This is a genomic window from Blastococcus sp. SYSU DS1021 (genome assembly GCF_054050995.1).
This window is the reverse complement of record NZ_JBJHAL010000007.1, coordinates 18,471-35,270: the sequence shown is the minus strand read 5'-3', so window position 1 is coordinate 35,270 and position 16,800 is coordinate 18,471. Positions and strand designations below refer to the sequence as shown.

Genomic DNA, 16,800 nt, shown 5'->3' with positions numbered 1-16,800 from the left:
CCCCCGCGCTCACCCCGGGACGATGCCCAGCCCCGCGGCCACCGCACCCCGCCGGTCGAGGACGCCGGCGATCCGCGCGAAGCTCTCGGGGTCGGCCGGGACGATCCGCACGGCGTCCTCCCCCAGCTCGATGCGCAGCGGCACCGCCTCCGCCCGGGAGACGGCGAACCGGCCGTCGGCGCCGCGGGTGAAGGTGAAGCGGGCGGCCACCGAGTCCTCGGTCGGGTACCCGCGGGTGGCGTGCTCGGCGAGGTGGTTGCCGAGGCCGTAGGCGACCCACTCGCCGCCGATCTGCTCGACCGGCTGCACCACGTGCGCATGGTGGCCGAGCACGACGTCGACGTCCGGGGAGCCCAGCAGCGCCCGCGCGGCCGCCTCCTGGGTGGGCGTCGGGTCGTTGTCGTACTCCTGGCAGCAGTGGAGGCTCGCGACGACGACCTCGGCGCCCGCCGCCCGCGCCCGCGCCGCGGCGGCCAGCATGCCGGGCACGTCGGGCAGGGCGGCGACGTCCACCGACCACTCCCGGCCGGCAGGCAGCGGCACGCCGTTGAGGCTGAACGTCGCCGCGACGTGGCCGACGCGCACGCCGTCCACGTCGACGAGCGTCGGCCGGCCGCTCTCCTCCCGACTGCGGTAGGTGCCGGTGTGCCCGATGCCGGCCCCCGCCAGCGTGTCGATCGTGCGGGTGAGCCCGTCGAAGCCGGCGTCCAGCGAGTGGTTGGACGCCGTGGAGCACAGGTCGTACCCCGCGCCGGCCAGCGCGTCGACGATCTCCGGCTGGACGCTGAAGCTCGGGTAGCCGCGGTACGGGCCACCCTCCGGGGCGACCGGCGTCTCCAGGTGGCAGATGGCCAGGTCGGCGTCGCCGATCAGGTCGGCGACGGGCGCGAACACCCCGCTGAAGTCGTACGAGCCGTCGGGCTGCCGGGCACCGGAGGTGAGCGCCCGGCCCTGGTGCACCAGCACGTCGCCGGTCGCGAGCAGCGTGAAGCTCTCGGGCTCGGGCTCGGGCGGCGGTTCCGGGGCCGCAGCGGACGCCCCGGGCCCGGAGACGCCGGCCGGCTCGGCGGGCGCACCGGCCCCGCCACCGCAGCCGGCCAGCAGGAGCACGGCCGCCCCGGCGGCCCCCCAGCGACGCATGGCGCCGACGCTAGAGCAGGACGGCGTCGCCGACGGTCAGCTCGCCGGGCTGTCGCACCTCGGCGTAGACGCCGAGGCAGTGCTTGGGGGTGCGGACCACGGCCAGCTCGGCGGTGCCGATCCGCACCGTGCGGCCCACCCAGCTCCGCTCGTCGTCGTCGGGCAGGTCCAGGAGCACGTTGGCGCGCGGATCGTCGGCGGAGCAGCCGTCGGGGACGTCGCCGGCCGCCGCCCGGTCGATCGCCTGGCGGGAGACGAGGTGCACGGGGGCCGCGTCGGCACCGGAGCCCCCGGGTGCCCGCTCGATCCGCACCGGCCGGCCCAGCGCACCGCTCACCGCCGCCGCGTCGGCCACCGGAGCGCCGGTGGGCGTGAGCGCGGCCAGGCCCGGTGCGTGCTTGCCGCGCAGCACCTCCCCGCTCTCCGCGTCGACGACGGTCCAGGCCCGGTCGCCCTCCGGGCCGGCCCACCCGACGCGGACGGAGTTCCGGGCCGTGCCGCCGAGGGACTTGACGGGGTAGATCCAGATCCGCGCCACGCGCCCGGTCGTCGTCACGGCCCGACCCTAGGCCGCCGACCGCGAGCGGCGCAGGCGGCGGAGCTGCGCGTCCAGGTAGGGCCGGGCGCGCCGCTGCCCACCGGTCCGGGTGATCGCGGCGGCGAGGTCGCCCAGGGCTCGGGCCAGGCGAGCCTCGTCGGCCGGCCAGCCCCGGCGGCGGCACTCCTCCAGCCACTCGACCGGGCTGCGGTGGCCCCGCTCGCCGTTGCAGCGCGAGCAGGCGGCGACCTCGTTCTCCAGCCACGACGGCCCGCCCTTGACGCGGGGCACGACGTGCTCGGTGGTGGGGCGGACCAGCGGGGAGAACCGGCGCCCGCACCACATGCAGGTCGGCCCGTCGCGGTCCAGGAGCAGCTGGAGCCGGGCGGCGCGGTCGGGCTGGGCGCTCATCGCACCCATCGTCCCGCGATCCGGGCCGGGCCGCCGCGGAACGCCGAAGGGCCAGGTCCCCTGCCGGGGTGACCTGGCCCTTCGCGTGCGGTGGGCGATACTGGGTTCGAACCAGTGACCTCTTCGGTGTGAACGAAGCGCTCTACCACTGAGCCAATCGCCCGTTGCGCCTCTGATTGTGCCAGACGCTCATCGCCAGAGCGGTACCCACCCCGGCACCCAGTCGGGGACGCCCACCAGGTGCAGGCTGACGACGAGGATGCCGTACACGAGGGCCGCCGTCGCCAGCGCGAGCAGCAGCCGCACCCAGACCGGCTGCGCGGCGACCCAGTCGGTCCAGCGCGCGACGTGGCGCTTGGTGAACTCGAGCAGCCGCTCGGCCCAGGTGAACTCGGTGGCGAGGATGAAGAGGCCCGCGATGACCGTCAGCCACCCCGGTCCGGGCAGCGGGATGGTGACCAGGCCGATGGCCACGATGAGGCCGCCGACGATCCCCACGCCCACCCGGTAGCCGTGGTTGAGGCTCCGGCGCACGGCCAGCCGCCTCCGCCAGCGCGCCTCGGCCACGCGCTCGCGCAGGCTGCGCACGTCATCGGCGTCGTAGCGCGCGCGCCGCTCGTCCGGGGTCTCCGAGTGCTGGCGCACGCCCGCCGCCGGTGCCGTCGTGGTCTCTGATCCGCTCAGCTGGTCACCTGCCCGGTCGCGACTACCTCCGTCGGTGCCGACGGAGCCTGCCGACCGGGCTCGAGCAGATGCCGTATCCGGGGAAGCCGTCGAGGCCGGTCACCTGGGAGCCTACGGCGCCGATCTCGATCTGTGACCGCACGACGTCGCACGTGGCGAGCGCCACCGGGTCGCCGAGCCCCCCGCACGACGCACGTCGCGGCGGTGGCGACCCGGCCGGTGCGACACGCCCAGCAGGTTCGGAACACCCGTCCGTGGCGCATGATGCGGGTGTGACCAGAGCACACGAAGCACGTTACTTCTCACAAGCGCCGTCGTTGGAACTGTCATGACCAGCCGATGGACTCCCGGCCACATCTCCCCCGTCACCCTGCAGCTGGTCGGCCCGCGCTCGTGGACGGAGGTCCCGGCCCTGCTCTGCTACGACCCCACCGATCCCTACGCGGTGCGCATCGCCTTCGGTGACGCCGGGGACTCGGACGACGCGGTCGACGGCGAGGAGAGCATCGCCTGGCTGGTGAGCCGGGAACTGCTCCAGGCCGGCCTCGAGCACCCCGCCGGCGACGGCGACGTCCGGGTGTGGCCCGCGCGCGCCACGGCCGACCTGCTGTACCTGCACCTGCGGGCCCCCTCGGGCGAGGCGCTCTTCGAGCTCTCCCGCGCGACGGTCGCCGCCTTCCTCCGCCACACCGAGGCCCTGGTGCCGTCCGGGTCGGAGGGCGCACTGCTGCAGCTGGACGCGGAGCTCGACGCCCTGCTGTCCAACGGCGGGCCGGACTCGCCAGGGCACTGACCTGCGAGAACGCTCCGGCGGCCCCCCGGGGGAAGGGGGTGGGGGACCCCCCCTGCACACCCCCTCCGGACGTCCGCTAGAGTTCTTCTCGTAACGCGGACGTGGCTCAGCTGGTAGAGCATCACCTTGCCAAGGTGAGGGTCGCGGGTTCGAATCCCGTCGTCCGCTCGGAACCTCGGGCACCGGTCGAGAGATCGGTGCCCGCGTGCGGTGGAGTGGCCGAGAGGCGAGGCAACGGCCTGCAAAGCCGTCTACACGGGTTCAAATCCCGTCTCCACCTCGTCGCTTCCTCGCGGGGCACGAGCGCGGAGGAGGGTCCGGTCGTCAGGCCGGAAAGGGCGATTGGCGCAGCGGTAGCGCGCTTCCCTGACACGGAAGAGGTCACTGGTTCGATCCCAGTATCGCCCACCACGACAGCAGAGCCCCGGGCCGCGGCCCGGGGCTCTGCTGCGTCTCGGGACGGCGTGCCCGTGGTCGGCGCACGTGATCGAGCTCGCACCACCGCACGGTGACGATTCCCCGGGCGGCCGGCGCTCAGCTCCGCAGCGGCTCGACCCGCTGGGCCCAGAAGCGCTCGACCTGCTCGGCCAGCTGCTCGAGGGACCCGCTGTTGTCCAGGACGACGTCGGCGACCGCGCGCCGCTGCTCGTCGCTCGCCTGCGTGGCGATCCGGGCACGCGCGTCGGCCTCGGCGAGACCTCGCCCGACCAGCCGGGCGAGGCGCGTCGACAGGTCTGCCTCCACGACGACGACGAGGTCGTAGGTTCCCGCCTGCCCGGTCTCCACGAGCAGGGGGACGTCGTTGACGACGACGGCGTCGTCCGGCGCCGTGGCGACCAGCTCGGCGGACCGCTGCCGCACCATCGGGTGGACCAGTGCATCGAGCCGACGGCGGGCCTCCTCGTCGGAGAAGACGATCGCCGCCAGTGCGGCGCGGTCGAGGGAGCCGTCGGCCGCGAGCACCCCGTCGCCGAACGCGGCCGCGACCGCGGCGAGCCCCGGGGTGCCCGGCTCGAGCACCTCCCGCGCGATCCGGTCGGCGTCCACGACCACCGCGCCCCGTTCGGCCAGCAACCGGGCCACGGTGCTCTTGCCCGAACCGATGCCACCCGTGAGTCCGATCCTCAGCACGCACGGACAGTAGCGACCGCCCGGACGCAGATCACGGAGAGGTAACACGCCGCCGACGCGCCGGGCGCGTCGCAGCAGTCACACGCGCACCACCGTTAACGTCTGCCCCGGCGATCTTCCCCGCCGAGAGAGGCAGAACGAGAACATGTCACGTCACACGCCCGTCGCATCCCCGTCGTCCCGCGCCGCCGGCCGGCACCGGCTCGGTGCTGCCTCGGGCGTGCGCTGCGCCGACATCCCCGCCGTCCGCGAGCGGATGCAGTACCAGCGCCCCGCCGTCGCCCACCGCAGCTCGCTGCTGCGCTGGATGTTCTCCACGCCGACCACCGGCCGTCACACCTGGAGCTTCCTCGCCGGCTCCGGCGGCCGCCCCCGCACGGCGTTCGCCATCATCCTCAGCCTCTGAAAGAGGCCCCTCCTGCAGGGAGGGCGGGCCGACCCCAGCCGGGTCGATCACGATGCGAAGGGCCCGTGGACACCGTCCACGGGCCCTTCGTCGTGCTCGCACCCGCGCCGACGCACCCGCGGGGCTCGGGCAGCGGCCGCGAACGTCAGAGGCCCAGGACCGCTCGGGTCCTGGGCCTCTGACGTTCAGCGCTGGCGGGTCAGACCCTCAGGTCACTCCCCGCCGGCCAGCTTGGCACGCAGCGCGGCGAGCGCCTCGTCGCTGGCCAGCGTGCCGCCGGTGCTGGCCGGGGCGTCCGGGCCAGCAGCGTCGTCGCTGGAGTAGCTGCCGCCCGCCGCAGCCTCGGCGTCGGCCTCCTTGGCCGCGGCGATCTGCTTGCGGTGCGCCTCGTAGCGCGCCTGGGCCTCGGCGTACTGCCGCTCCCACGCCTCGCGGGCCTCGTCGTAACCCTCGAGCCACTCGCCGGTCTCGGCGTCGAAGCCCTCGGGGTAGATGTAGTTGCCCTGCTCGTCGTAGGACGCAGCCATGCCGTAGGCGGCCGGGTCGAAGGTCTCCTCGTCGCCGACGACGCCCTCGTTGGCCTGCTTGAGCGACAGCGAGATCCGGCGGCGGTCCAGGTCGATGTCGATGACCTTGACCAGGATCTCGTCGCCGACCTGCACGACCTGCTCCGGGATCTCCACGTGGCGCTCGGCCAGCTCGGAGATGTGCACCAGACCCTCGATGCCCTCGTCGACGCGCACGAACGCACCGAACGGGACGAGCTTGGTGACCTTGCCGGGGACGACCTGCCCGATCTGGTGCGTGCGGGCGAACTGACGCCACGGGTCCTCCTGCGTCGCCTTCAGCGACAGGGAGACCCGCTCGCGGTCCAGGTCGACGTCGAGGACCTCGACGGTGACCTCCTGGCCCACCTCGACGACCTCGGACGGGTGGTCGATGTGCTTCCACGACAGCTCGGAGACGTGCACCAGGCCGTCGACGCCGCCCAGGTCCACGAACGCGCCGAAGTTGACGATCGAGGAGACGACACCCGAGCGGACCTGGCCCTTGGCGAGCTTGTTGAGGAACTCGCTGCGGACCTCGGACTGCGTCTGCTCCAGCCACTGGCGGCGGGACAGGACCACGTTGTTGCGGTTCTTGTCCAGCTCGATGATCTTCGCCTCGAGCTCGCGGCCCACGTAGGGCTGCAGGTCGCGGACGCGGCGCATCTCCACCAGCGACGCCGGGAGGAACCCGCGCAGGCCGATGTCCAGGATGAGGCCACCCTTGACGACCTCGATGACGGTGCCGGTGACGACCTCGTCGGCTTCCTTCTTGGCCTCGATCGTGCCCCAGGCGCGCTCGTACTGCGCGCGCTTCTTGGAGAGGATCAGCCGCCCTTCCTTGTCCTCCTTCTGGAGGACCAGGGCTTCCACCTCGTCGCCGACGCTGACGACCTCGTTCGGGTCGACGTCGTGCTTGATGGACAGCTCGCGCGAGGGGATGACGCCCTCGGTCTTGTAGCCGATGTCCAGCAGCACCTCGTCCCGGTCCACCTTGACGATGACGCCCTCGACGATGTCGCCATCGTTGAAGTACTTGATCGTCTGGTCGATCGCCGCGAGGAAGTCCTCGGCGGTACCGATGTCGTTGATGGCGACCTGGGGAGTGCTGGAAGGACGGACCTGAGTGGAGGTCATGTGGTTGGTTGCTCCGGACGGTTTATGCGTAGGGACAGGACGACCCGCGGCCGTCGGACCGCGGGGAGGTACAGCGGGGAGAACCGGCGCGGGCATTCCCGGAAAGGGAAGGGCACGACAGACCTCTGGCGCGTCTCCATGGTACGGACGCCGGGCGCGTCCGGTCCACCTGGGTGGGAGCGGTCTTCCCCGGTCGGCGGCGTGTCACCATCGGCGTGTCATGGACGCATCCTCCGCCGGCCCGCCCCTCCCCCTCGGCAGCGACGGCTACCCGGCCGCCGGGGGCGTCGCCCGCCGCCCGGCGGGCACCGCGGAGTCGGTGCGCGCCAACCGCCGCTGGTGGGACGCGGCCGCGCCCGCCTACCTCGCGGAGCACGGCCCCGACCTGGGGGACGCCGACTTCCTCTGGTGCCCCGAGGGGCTGCGGGAGGCCGATGCGCACCTGCTGGGCGACGTCGCCGGCCGGCGGGTGCTCGAGATCGGCTGCGGCTCCGCGCCCTGCGCCCGGTGGCTGCGGACGGCCGGGGCCGAGGTCGTGGCCATGGACCTCTCCGGCGGCATGCTCGCCCGCGCGGCGGAGCTGAACCGGTCCACGGGCATCGCCGTCCCGCTGCTGCAGGCCGACGTCGGCGCCCTCCCGGTCGCCGACGCGAGCGTCGACGTCGTGTGCTCCGCGTTCGGCGGGCTGCCCTTCGTCGCCGACGTCGAGGGGGCGCTGAGCGAGGTGGCACGGGTGCTGCGACCCGGCGGCCGGTTCGTGGCCTCGGTCAACCACCCGATGCGCTGGCCGTTCCCGGACTCGCCCGATCCCGAGGACCTGCGGATCGTGGCCTCCTACTTCGACCGCACGCCGTACGTGGAGACCGACGGTGCGGGCCGGGCCGTCTACGTGGAGCACCACCGCACGGTCGGCGACTGGGCGCGCGCCGTCGTCGGCTCGGGCCTGGTGCTGCAGGACCTGGTCGAGCCGGAGTGGACGCCGGGCCGCACCGAGAACTGGGGCCAGTGGTCCCCCGAGCGCGGCGCGCTGGTGCCCGGGACGTTGATCATCGTCTGCGGGAAGCCGGCGGCCTGATCCCCGCGCCGGTCACGCCTCCGCCGGCTCCCCCGCGATGGGCGGGCACCCGCGCCGCACCCACAGCTCGTGCGCCGCGGCCGTGATCGCGGCCGCCAGCGGGACGAACAGCAGCGCGCCGGCGATCCCCCACAGGACGCCGCCCGCCGTGACGGCGATCAGCACGGTGGCGGCGTTGAGCGGCAGGCGGTTCTTCATCACCCACGGCTCGACGACGTCGTTGCCGATCTGCTGGACCACCACCACCAGCGCCAACACCAGCAGCGCCGTCGTCAGCCCGCCGGAGCCGTAGGCGACGGCCACCGCGAGGAGGCCGGCGACGAAGGCACCGATCGTGGGGATGTAGGAGGCGAGGAACTGCAGCACGGCCAGCGTGAGCGCCAGCGGGACGCCGATCAGCAGCAGCCCGGCGCCGATGCCGACCGCGTCGAACAGCGCCACGACCGTCAGCCCGCGCACGTACCCGCCGACCGTCGTCCAGGCCGCACGACCGGCGGCGTCGACGTCCTCGCGCACCTGGCCGCCGAACTTGCCCAGCAGCCAGCCCCACATGCCGGCCCCGCCGGCCAGGAAGAGGAAGGCCAGCACCAGGGTGAGGAAGGCGGCGATCAGCACCTCGGCGACGGTCTGGGCGGGGCCGAGGAGATCGCCGGCGCTCGCGCCCCCGGCCCCCGAGCCGCCACCGGAGGAGTTCGCCCACGGCACCTGGATGCCGAACCGCTCCGACAGCTGGGCGGTGACCTGCTGGAACTGGTCGCGCAGCTGGGGCAGCTGACCGACGATGCGGGCGCCCAGCCCGGCGGCGATCCCGGCCACCGCCGCCAGCAGCAGGGCGAGGGCGCCCAGGGCGCCCAGCCAGCGCGGAACGCCCGTGCGCTCGGCCCACCCCACCGCGGGCGCGGCGACACCGGCCAGCAGCAGCGCCACGGCCACGGCCACCAGGGGCAGGGTGAGCCGGACCGCGAACCCGGCGAGCAACCACAGCAGGACCGCCAGCACGAGCAGCCGACCACCCACGGCCGCCGACCGGGCCAGCCAGGGCGGGACCGACTGCTGCCCGGGACCGGGCGGGCGTGGAGAGCTCATGCCTCCGACATGATCAGCAGCGCGGCAGCTGACACATCGGCCCGGGAGGGCCTCAGTGCGCGGCGGCGTCCCAGCTCGGCCCGACGCCGACCGAGACCTCCAGCGGCACCGAGAGCTGGGCCGCCCCGGCCATCTCCCGGCGGACCAGCGCCTCCAGGGCGTCCTGCTCCCCCGGCGCGACCTCGAGCACGAGCTCGTCGTGGACCTGCAGCAGCATCCGGGACCGCAGGCCCTCGGCGGCGATCGCCTTCTCCACGTTGAGCATCGCAACCTTGATCACGTCGGCGGCGGAGCCCTGGATGGGCGCGTTGAGCGCCATCCGCTCGGCCATCTGCCGGCGCTGCCCGTTGTCGCTGGTGAGGTCGGGCAGGTAGCGCCTGCGGCCCAGGGTGGTCTCGGTGTAGCCGGTCTGCCGGGCGTCGTCCACGACGCCGTCGAGGTAGTCGCGGATGCCGCCGAAGCGCTCGAAGTAGGCGTGCATCTGCTCGCGCGCCTCCTCCACGGAGATGCGCAGCTGCCCGGACAGCCCGTAGGCGGAGAGGCCGTAGGCCAGGCCGTAGCTCATCGCCTTGATCCGGCGCCGCATCTCCGGGTCGACCTTCTCGATCGGGATGTCGAACGCCCTGGACGCGACGAAGGAGTGCAGGTCCTCCCCCGAGGTGAACGCCTCGATGAGCCCCTCGTCGCCGGAGAGGTGCGCCATGATCCGCATCTCGATCTGGCTGTAGTCCGCCGTCATGAGCGACTCGTAGCCCTGGCCCACCACGAACGCCTGCCGGATCCGGCGGCCCTCGGCGGTGCGGATCGGGATGTTCTGCAGGTTCGGGTCGGTCGAGGAGAGCCGGCCGGTGGCCGCGATCGTCTGCTGGAACGTGGTGTGGATGCGGCCCGCGTCGTCGACCATCGGGATGAGGCCGTCGATGACGGTGCGCAGCCGCGTGACGTCGCGGTGGCGGAGCAGGTGCTCCAGGAACGGGTGCCCGGTCGTGGCCAGCAGGCCGGTCAGCGCCTCGGCGTCGGTGGTGTAGCCGGTCTTGTTCTTCTTGGTCTTGGGCAGACCCAGCTCGTCGAAGAGCACCGCCTGCAGCTGCTTCGGGGAACCGAGGTTCACCTCCCGGCCGATGACGGCGTAGCACTCGGCCGCCGCCGCGGCGACGCCGTCGGCGAACTCCTTCTGCAGGTCGTGCAGGAACTCCAGGTCCGCGGCGATGCCCCGGTACTCCATCGCGGCGAGCACCCGGGTGAGCGGCAGCTCGATCTCGCCGAGCAGGTGGCCGCCACCGCGCTGGCCGAGCACCTGCTCCAGCGCATCGGAGAGGTCGTTGACCGCGACGGCCTTGAGGACGTCGGCCTTCGCGGCCTCGGCGGCCCGGTCGTCCTCGCTGGGCCCGAGCCCGTCCAGGGTGAGCTGACCATCGGCCTCGGCGGCGTCCTTCAGCTCCCGGCGCAGGTAGCGCACCGCGAGGTCGCCCAGGTCGAACGAGCGCTGCCCGGGCAGTGCGAGGTAGGCGGCCAGCGCGGTGTCGCTGACGACCCCGGCGAGCTCCCACCCGCGTGCCCAGATGGCCAGCAGCGGGCCCTTCACCTCGTGCACGACCTTGGGGCGCTCGGCGTCGGACAGCCACGCGGCGAGCGCCTGCTCGTCGGCGACGTCCAGGGCCGGGCCGAGGTCGACGAAGGCGGTGTGGTCGTCCGCGGCGGCCAGCGCCAGCCCGGTGAGCTCACCGGTGCCGCGACCCCACGTGCCGCGGAAGATGACGCCGGTCTGCCCGGTGCGGGCGTGGGCGTCCAGCCAGGAGCCGAGCTCGCCGGCCGGGACCTCGTCGACGGTGACGTCGAAGCCGCCCTCGACCTCCGGCTCGGCGCTGGTCAGCGTGGCGAACAGCCGGTCGCGCAGCACGCGGAACTGCAGGTTGTCGAAGAGGGTGTGCACCTCGTTGCGGTCCCAGGCCTGGACGGCGAGGTCCTGCGGCCCGACCTCGAGGGGAACCTGCCGGTCGAGCTCGGTGAGGCGCCGGTTCTGCAGCACGGAGGAGAGGTGCTCGCGCAGCTTCTCCCCCACCTTGCCCTTGACCGTGTCGACCTGGTCGACCAGGGCGTCGAGGGAGCCGTACTCCCGCACCCACTTGGCGGCGGTCTTCTCACCGACGCTCGGGATGCTGGGCAGGTTGTCGCTCGGGTCCCCCCGGAGGGCGGCGAAGTCGGGGTACTGCACGGGGCTCAGCCCGTACTTGGCCTCGACCTCCTCCGGCGTGAACCGGGTCATGTCCGAGACGCCCTTGCGCGGGTAGAGCACGGTGACGTGCTCGTTGACCAGCTGCAGCGCGTCGCGGTCGCCGGTGGCGATCAGCACGTCCATGCCGTGCTCCACCGCCTGCACGGTGAGCGTGGCGATGACGTCGTCGGCCTCGTAGCCCTCGGCGGTGATCACCGGGACCCGGAGCGCGCCGAGCACCTCCTGGACGAGGCTCACCTGGCCGCGGAAGTCGGTCGGGCTCTCGGCCCGGTTGGCCTTGTACTCCGCGTAGATCTCGCTGCGGAAGGTCTTCCGGCCGACGTCGAAGGCGACGGCGAGGTGGGTGGGCCGCTCGTCGCGCAGGATGTTGATCAGCATCGACGTGAAGCCGTAGACGGCGTTCGTCGGCTGGCCCGTGGTGGTCGAGAAGTTCTCCACCGGCAGCGCGAAGAACGCGCGGTAGGCCAGCGAGTGCCCGTCGAGCAGGAGCAGGCGCGGGCGCGTGCCCGTGCTCGAGGGGGCGGCGGGCGCGGAGGTGGCAACCGGAGCGGACATCGTCGACGATCCTAGGGGCGGCTCCCGACAGAACCGGGGCGCCGACCGCTGGCTACGGTGCCAGCCGTGACCACCCCTCCCCCGGACTGGCTGCCCGACGGCATCAGCAGCCCTCTCGACGACAAGCTCGGCGTGCGGATCACCGACTGGAACCCCGACCGGCTGGTCGCCACGATGCCGGTCGCCGGCAACGAGCAGCCCTTCGGTCTGCTGCACGGCGGGGCCACCTGCACGCTCGCCGAGACGATCGGGTCCATGGCCGCGGCCGTCGGCGCCGGCCCGGACCGGCAGGTCGTCGGCATCGAGCTCAACGTCAGCTATCTCCGCGCGGCGACGGCCGGCACGGTGACGGCCGTCTGCACGCCGGTGCGCCGTGGGCGGACGCTCTCGACCTTCCTGATCGACATCACCGACGACCAGGGCCGTCGGACCGCCACCGCGCGGCTGACCTGCATGTCGATGGCCGCGCGGGGCTGAGCCCGCCGGATCGGCCGCGTCCCCCGCCCGGTCTACATCTCGCGACTGTCCGCAACGCCCGCAGCACGGCGTGTCGCGGAAAGGTCACAGCTCGGCGCACGGTGGCGGCTTGACCGCGCAACTGCGTTAGGTTCCTGCCTCAACGAATCCGCCGAGGAGGTCGAGTGACGCACCCGACGGACCGTGTCCGCCGGCACGGTCGACGATGCAGGCCCGCACGCGCGTGGTCTGGGAAGCCGGCCGGCACACCGGGGAGCGGCGGCCTCACGGCCCTGCGCCTGCTGCTGGTCGCGCTGTTCACCGCCGGCCTCGCCACGCTGACCCCGGGCGCCGCGCACGCAGCGGAGGACCCGGCGGAGACCGCGAGCGAGCAGGTCTCCGGCACCCTGCGCACCAGCCTCAGCGGCCCCATCGAGGGGGTCGAGGTCGTCGTCACCACGCCGGACGGCGACGAGGTCGGCACCGACGAGACCGACGAGAACGGCCGGTTCGCCGTCGAGCTGCCCGGCCCCGGCGAGTACACGGTCACCGTCCCCGAGGACGCGCTCCCCGAGGGGGTCGAGTTCAACTCGGGCAACAGCCGGACCGTCACCGTCGACCCCGGTCGCAACCAGGGCGTCATCATCGGCCTCGACGACGGCAGCCGGAACTCCGGCGGCGGCACGGTCCGGTGGGTCCAGCTGCTGGTGGACGGCCTGCGCTTCGGCCTGCTGATCGCCATGGCCGCGGTCGGCCTGTCGCTGATCTTCGGGACGACCGGCCTGACCAACTTCGCGCACGGGGAGCTGGTGACCATCGGCGCCATCGCCGCCTGGTTCATCAACGTCGAGGGCGGGGTGCCGCTGATCCCGGCCGCGTTGCTGGCGATGGTGATCGGCGCCGTCGTGGGCCTGCTCAACGAGCGCCTGCTGTGGCGGCCGCTGCGCCGCCGGGGCACCGGCCTGGTGGCCGCCCTGGTCATCTCGATCGGCCTCTCGCTGCTGCTGCGCTACGCCTACCAGATCTTCTTCGGGGGCAGCTCGCAGGCGTACGCCGACTACCGCGGGCAGCGCGCCGTCGACTACGGCCCGTTCAACATGACCGACAAGGACCTCTACTCGATCGTCATCGCGCTGGTCGTGCTCCTGCTGGTCGCGCTGATGCTGCAGCGGACCACGATGGGCAAGGCGATGCGCGCGGTGGCCGACAACCGCGATCTCGCGGCGTCGTCGGGCATCGACGTGAACCGGGTGATCCTGGTCGTCTGGATGATGGGCGGCGCGCTGGCCGCGCTGGGCGGCGTACTGCTCGGGCTGTCCGACGAGGTCCAGTGGGACATGGGCTTCCGGCTGCTCCTCCTGATGTTCGCCGGGGTGACCCTGGGCGGGCTCGGCACCGCCTACGGCGCGCTGGTCGGGAGCATCGTCGTGGGCGTCTTCGTGCAGATGTCCACGCTGGTCATCCCCAACGACGTCAAGTACGTCGGCGGGCTCCTGCTGCTGATCGTGATCCTCATGGTCCGACCGCAGGGCATCCTCGGCAGCCGGGTTCGGGTGGGTTGAGCAATGGGTGAGTTCATCGACGCGCTGGCGATCGCGGTCAAGGCAGGGATCGGCTTCCAGGCCGTCTTCCTGGCCCTCCTGGCGCTCGGCATCAACATGCAGTTCGGCTACGCCGGCCTGCTCAACTTCGGCCAGATCGCCTTCGCCATGGTCGGCGCCTACGGGATCGCGGTCTCGGTCAGCCAGTGGGGGCTGAACTTCTGGGTCGGGGTCGCCATCGGGCTCGCCGCCGCGGTGGTCCTGGCGCTCCTGCTGGGCCTCCCCACGCTGCGGCTGCGCGCGGACTACCTCGCCATCGCGACCATCGCGACGGCGGAGGGGCTGCGGCTGCTGTTCCGCTCGGTGTCGGCGACGCCGGTCACCAACGGCTCCCGCGGCATCTCCGGCTTCAACCGCGGCTTCGTGGAGCTGGCCCCGTGGGACACCAGCCGCCGCTACCGCCTGCTCGGCACCTTCTGGAGCGGTGCGGACCTGTGGGTGACGGCGGTGGGCTGGACGCTGGTCGCCCTCGGCTGCCTGCTGGTGTGGGGCCTGGTCCGCAGCCCGTGGGGCCGGGTCGTGAAGTCGATCCGCGAGGACGAGGACGCCGTCCGCGCGCTCGGCAAGAACGTGTACGTCTACAAGATGCAGGCGCTGGTCCTCGGCGGCGTCTTCGGTGCCCTCGGGGGCATGGTCTACGCCCTCGGCACCGGGTCGGCGACCCCGGACCAGTACCAGAACGCCAACACGTTCCTCGCCTACGTGGCGCTCATCCTGGGCGGCGCCGCGCGCGTGCTCGGGCCCGTCGTGGGCGCCATGCTGATGTACTTCATCATCCAGTTCGCCGACTCCGGTCTCCGGAGCATGATCGAGACCGGTGTCATCCCCGAGGGCCTGCTGTCGACGACCGACGTCGCCCAGATCCGCTTCGTCATCATCGGTCTCGGGCTGATCCTGCTGCTGGTGTTCCGCCCGCAGGGGATCTTCGGCGACCGACGAGAGGTGATGCTCGATGCCCGCTGAGCCCATCCCCACCGGCGCCACGGCGTCCGGCGCCACGGCGTCCGGCGCCCGCATGCTGGCCCGCGAGGCGCTGCGCGACGTCCCCTGGGAGATCGGCGTCGCCAAGCCGGACCCGACGATCGTCGTGGACGGCGTGACCCGCACCTTCGGCGGGCTGACCGCCGTCTCGGTCGACCACCTGGAGATCCAGCGCGGCGGCATCACCGGCCTGATCGGCCCGAACGGGGCCGGGAAGACCACGCTGTTCAACCTGCTCACCGGGTTCGACCAGCCCGACGGCGGGACCTGGTCCTTCGACGGGCGACCGCTGGGCAAGCTGGCGTCGCACCAGGTGGCCCGGCTCGGTGTCGTGCGCACCTTCCAGCTCACCAAGGCGCTGTCCCGGCTCACCGTGCTGCAGAACATGCTGCTCGGCGCCCAGGGCCAGAAGGGCGAGGGCTTCTTCTCGGCGCTCGTCCCCGGGCTGTGGCGGGCGCAGGAGCGGGCCAACACCGAGAAGGCGCTGGAACTGCTCCGACGGTTCAAGCTCGACGCCAAGAAGGACGAGTTCGCCGGCACCCTGTCCGGTGGTCAGCGCAAGCTCCTCGAGATGGCCCGGGCGCTGATGAGCGACCCGAAGGTGGTCATGCTCGACGAGCCGATGGCCGGCGTGAACCCGGCCCTGACCCAGAGCCTGCTCGGGCACGTCAAGGACCTGCGCGAGCAGGGCATGACGGTCATCTTCGTCGAGCACGACATGGACGTGGTCCGCGACATCAGCGACTGGGTCGTGGTGATGGCCGCGGGCAACGTGATCGCGGAGGGGCCGCCGGAGTCGATCAGCCAGAACCAGGCCGTGGTCGACGCCTACCTCGGCGCCCACCACGACGCCCCCCTCAGCATCGAGGAGGAGGACGCGCAGCTCGCCGAGGCCGAGGACACGATCGCCCGGCAGCAGGGCCGGGGCGGGGACACCCTCCGCTCCGACGGCACGCACCGGAAGGGCGGCGACCGATGACGATCGATCCGGGCGCGGGCGGGGACCCGCGCACCAGCACGAACCCCGAGTACGAGTTCGACCGGCCGGTCGACCAGGGCACCGGCGCGCCGGTCGCCGCGGGAGAGGACGGCCCCACGGCCGGCCTCTCCCCCGCCGAGCTCGCCGCCACCCGGCCCGAGCACACCCGGCTGGCCGAGGGCGCCCTGGTGCGGGGCGACGAGCTCGTCGCCGGCTACGTCCCCGGGGTGAACATCCTCAACGGGTGCGACTTCTACCTGCAGGAGGGCGAGCTGGTCGGCATCATCGGCCCCAACGGGGCCGGGAAGTCGACGCTGCTCAAGACCCTCTTCGGGCTGATCCCGGTGCGCTCGGGCACGGTGACGCTGCGCGGGGAGGACATCACCTCGGCGCCCGCGCACCGGCTGGTGTCCCTCGGTGTGGGTTACGTGCCGCAGAACAACAACGTGTTCCCCTCGCTCACCATCGAGGAGAACATGCAGATGGGCGCCTACCTGCGGCCCAAGGTGTTCAAGGAGCGGTTCGACTACGTCGCCGAGCTGTTCCCCATGCTCGGTGAGCGGCGTCGGATCAAGGCCGGCTCGCTCTCCGGCGGCGAGCGGCAGATGGTCGCCATGGGCCGGGCGCTGATGATGGAGCCGTCGGTGCTGCTGCTCGACGAGCCCTCGGCCGGCCTCTCCCCCGTCTACCAGGACGAGGTGTTCATCCGGTGCCGCCGGATCAACGCCACCGGGGTCTCGATCATCATGGTCGAGCAGAACGCCCGGCGCTGCCTGCAGATCTGCGACCGCGGCTACGTCCTCGACCAGGGCCGCAACGCCTACACCGCGACCGGCGAGTCGCTGATGCACGACCCGAAGGTCATCGAGCTCTACCTCGGGACGCTGGCCAAGGCGCACTGATCCCCGCTCGGGACGCACACGGCGCCGGCACCCCGCACGGGGTGCCGGCGCCGTCGTCGTCCTGACCGGTGCGCCGCGGGTGGCCCCGGGCCCGTGGTCGCGACCCCAGGCGTGTGCAGCTGCGGCGACGACGCACGCCCGGAA

At 72.9% G+C, this 16,800-nt stretch carries 16 protein-coding genes and 4 tRNA genes; 11 read left to right on the top strand and 9 right to left on the bottom strand.

The features are described from left to right. Positions 1-9: 9 nt before the first annotated feature. From ACI8AP_RS06990 to ACI8AP_RS06970, 5 genes are all read right to left on the bottom strand, one after another. Positions 10-1,140 (bottom strand): CapA family protein, encoded by a 1,131-nt coding sequence (locus ACI8AP_RS06990; protein ID WP_456588617.1) that lies wholly within the window; start codon positions 1,138-1,140, stop codon positions 10-12. Between the two features lie 10 nt (positions 1,141-1,150). Beyond that, entirely contained in the window at positions 1,151-1,696 is a 546-nt protein-coding gene (locus tag ACI8AP_RS06985) for an MOSC N-terminal beta barrel domain-containing protein (RefSeq protein ID WP_456588616.1), read from the bottom strand. A 9-nt stretch (positions 1,697-1,705) separates the two neighbouring features. Continuing rightward, entirely contained in the window at positions 1,706-2,089 is a 384-nt protein-coding gene (locus ACI8AP_RS06980) for an HNH endonuclease (RefSeq protein ID WP_456588615.1), read from the bottom strand. A 91-nt stretch (positions 2,090-2,180) separates the two neighbouring features. Next, positions 2,181-2,252 (bottom strand) — tRNA-Val (locus ACI8AP_RS06975). 26 nt (positions 2,253-2,278) lie between these two features. Then, a complete protein-coding gene (locus ACI8AP_RS06970; RefSeq protein WP_456588614.1) occupies positions 2,279-2,734 on the bottom strand; it encodes a TIGR02611 family protein in 456 nt (151 codons plus the stop codon). Between the two features lie 367 nt (positions 2,735-3,101). On the opposite strand from ACI8AP_RS06970, the gene ACI8AP_RS06965 reads away from it, so the two are divergent. The 4 genes from ACI8AP_RS06965 (at position 3,102) to ACI8AP_RS06950 (ending at position 3,977) form a co-directional block, all read left to right on the top strand. Continuing rightward, the gene (locus tag ACI8AP_RS06965) at positions 3,102-3,566 is read left to right on the top strand and encodes an SsgA family sporulation/cell division regulator (RefSeq protein WP_456588613.1); all 465 of its coding nucleotides are present in this window, start codon (positions 3,102-3,104) and stop codon (positions 3,564-3,566) included. Between the two features lie 95 nt (positions 3,567-3,661). Then, positions 3,662-3,734 (top strand) — tRNA-Gly (locus ACI8AP_RS06960). Between the two features lie 41 nt (positions 3,735-3,775). After that, a tRNA-Cys gene (locus tag ACI8AP_RS06955) sits at positions 3,776-3,846 on the top strand. A gap of 56 nt (positions 3,847-3,902) precedes the next feature. Next, a tRNA-Val gene (locus ACI8AP_RS06950) sits at positions 3,903-3,977 on the top strand. 123 nt (positions 3,978-4,100) lie between these two features. On the opposite strand, the gene coaE is transcribed toward ACI8AP_RS06950, so the two are convergent. Next, a complete protein-coding gene (gene coaE, locus ACI8AP_RS06945) occupies positions 4,101-4,697 on the bottom strand; it encodes a dephospho-CoA kinase (RefSeq protein ID WP_456588612.1) in 597 nt (198 codons plus the stop codon). A gap of 145 nt (positions 4,698-4,842) precedes the next feature. Between coaE and ACI8AP_RS06940 the strand changes: the two genes are divergently transcribed. Beyond that, the gene (locus tag ACI8AP_RS06940) at positions 4,843-5,103 is read left to right on the top strand and encodes a hypothetical protein (protein WP_456588611.1); all 261 of its coding nucleotides are present in this window, start codon (positions 4,843-4,845) and stop codon (positions 5,101-5,103) included. A 212-nt stretch (positions 5,104-5,315) separates the two neighbouring features. On the opposite strand, the gene rpsA is transcribed toward ACI8AP_RS06940, so the two are convergent. Then, the gene (rpsA, locus tag ACI8AP_RS06935; protein ID WP_456588610.1) at positions 5,316-6,785 is read right to left on the bottom strand and encodes a 30S ribosomal protein S1; all 1,470 of its coding nucleotides are present in this window, start codon (positions 6,783-6,785) and stop codon (positions 5,316-5,318) included. 220 nt (positions 6,786-7,005) lie between these two features. On the opposite strand from rpsA, the gene ACI8AP_RS06930 reads away from it, so the two are divergent. Beyond that, complete coding sequence (locus ACI8AP_RS06930) at positions 7,006-7,860, top strand: class I SAM-dependent methyltransferase (protein ID WP_456588609.1); 855 nt, start codon at positions 7,006-7,008, stop codon at positions 7,858-7,860. Between the two features lie 12 nt (positions 7,861-7,872). On the opposite strand, the gene ACI8AP_RS06925 is transcribed toward ACI8AP_RS06930, so the two are convergent. Together ACI8AP_RS06925 and polA are read right to left on the bottom strand one after the other, a co-directional pair. Further along, positions 7,873-8,946, bottom strand: a complete 1,074-nt coding sequence (locus tag ACI8AP_RS06925; protein ID WP_456588608.1) for an AI-2E family transporter — start codon at positions 8,944-8,946, stop codon at positions 7,873-7,875. A gap of 52 nt (positions 8,947-8,998) precedes the next feature. Then, positions 8,999-11,737 carry a DNA polymerase I gene (gene polA / locus ACI8AP_RS06920; protein WP_456588607.1) on the bottom strand — a complete coding sequence of 913 codons (2,739 nt, stop codon included), beginning with the start codon at positions 11,735-11,737 and terminating at the stop codon, positions 8,999-9,001. A gap of 66 nt (positions 11,738-11,803) precedes the next feature. On the opposite strand from polA, the gene ACI8AP_RS06915 reads away from it, so the two are divergent. The 5 genes from ACI8AP_RS06915 to ACI8AP_RS06895 all read left to right on the top strand — a co-directional run bounded on the left by ACI8AP_RS06915 (position 11,804) and on the right by ACI8AP_RS06895 (position 16,656). Next, positions 11,804-12,214 carry a PaaI family thioesterase gene (locus tag ACI8AP_RS06915; RefSeq protein ID WP_456588606.1) on the top strand — a complete coding sequence of 137 codons (411 nt, stop codon included), beginning with the start codon at positions 11,804-11,806 and terminating at the stop codon, positions 12,212-12,214. Between the two features lie 164 nt (positions 12,215-12,378). Beyond that, on the top strand, positions 12,379-13,755 hold the full coding sequence (locus ACI8AP_RS06910) for a branched-chain amino acid ABC transporter permease (protein ID WP_456588605.1): 1,377 nt from the start codon (positions 12,379-12,381) through the stop codon (positions 13,753-13,755). Between the two features lie 3 nt (positions 13,756-13,758). Continuing rightward, positions 13,759-14,757 (top strand): branched-chain amino acid ABC transporter permease, encoded by a 999-nt coding sequence (locus ACI8AP_RS06905; protein ID WP_456588604.1) that lies wholly within the window; start codon positions 13,759-13,761, stop codon positions 14,755-14,757. After that, positions 14,747-15,754 (top strand): ABC transporter ATP-binding protein, encoded by a 1,008-nt coding sequence (locus tag ACI8AP_RS06900; RefSeq protein ID WP_456588603.1) that lies wholly within the window; start codon positions 14,747-14,749, stop codon positions 15,752-15,754. Before ACI8AP_RS06905 ends, ACI8AP_RS06900 begins: the two co-directional genes overlap by 11 nt. After that, on the top strand, positions 15,751-16,656 hold the full coding sequence (locus ACI8AP_RS06895; RefSeq protein WP_456588602.1) for an ABC transporter ATP-binding protein: 906 nt from the start codon (positions 15,751-15,753) through the stop codon (positions 16,654-16,656). The genes ACI8AP_RS06900 and ACI8AP_RS06895 overlap by 4 nt, the downstream gene beginning before the upstream one ends. Positions 16,657-16,800 lie beyond the last annotated feature (144 nt).

Bases quoted from the DNA above. Each gene is read 5' to 3' on its own strand.
- ACI8AP_RS06990 (WP_456588617.1), bottom strand. From the start codon at position 1,140: ATGCGTCGCTGGGGGGCCGCCGGGGCGGCCGTGCTCCTGCTGGCCGGC.
- ACI8AP_RS06980 (WP_456588615.1), bottom strand. From the start codon at position 2,089: ATGAGCGCCCAGCCCGACCGCGCCGCCCGGCTCCAGCTGCTCCTGGAC.
- ACI8AP_RS06965 (WP_456588613.1), top strand. From the start codon at position 3,102: ATGACCAGCCGATGGACTCCCGGCCACATCTCCCCCGTCACCCTGCAG.
- ACI8AP_RS06940 (WP_456588611.1), top strand. From the start codon at position 4,843: ATGTCACGTCACACGCCCGTCGCATCCCCGTCGTCCCGCGCCGCCGGC.
- rpsA (WP_456588610.1), bottom strand. From the start codon at position 6,785: ATGACCTCCACTCAGGTCCGTCCTTCCAGCACTCCCCAGGTCGCCATC.
- ACI8AP_RS06930 (WP_456588609.1), top strand. From the start codon at position 7,006: ATGGACGCATCCTCCGCCGGCCCGCCCCTCCCCCTCGGCAGCGACGGC.
- ACI8AP_RS06925 (WP_456588608.1), bottom strand. From the start codon at position 8,946: ATGAGCTCTCCACGCCCGCCCGGTCCCGGGCAGCAGTCGGTCCCGCCC.
- polA (WP_456588607.1), bottom strand. From the start codon at position 11,737: ATGTCCGCTCCGGTTGCCACCTCCGCGCCCGCCGCCCCCTCGAGCACG.
- ACI8AP_RS06905 (WP_456588604.1), top strand. From the start codon at position 13,759: ATGGGTGAGTTCATCGACGCGCTGGCGATCGCGGTCAAGGCAGGGATC.
- ACI8AP_RS06900 (WP_456588603.1), top strand. From the start codon at position 14,747: ATGCCCGCTGAGCCCATCCCCACCGGCGCCACGGCGTCCGGCGCCACG.
- ACI8AP_RS06895 (WP_456588602.1), top strand. From the start codon at position 15,751: ATGACGATCGATCCGGGCGCGGGCGGGGACCCGCGCACCAGCACGAAC.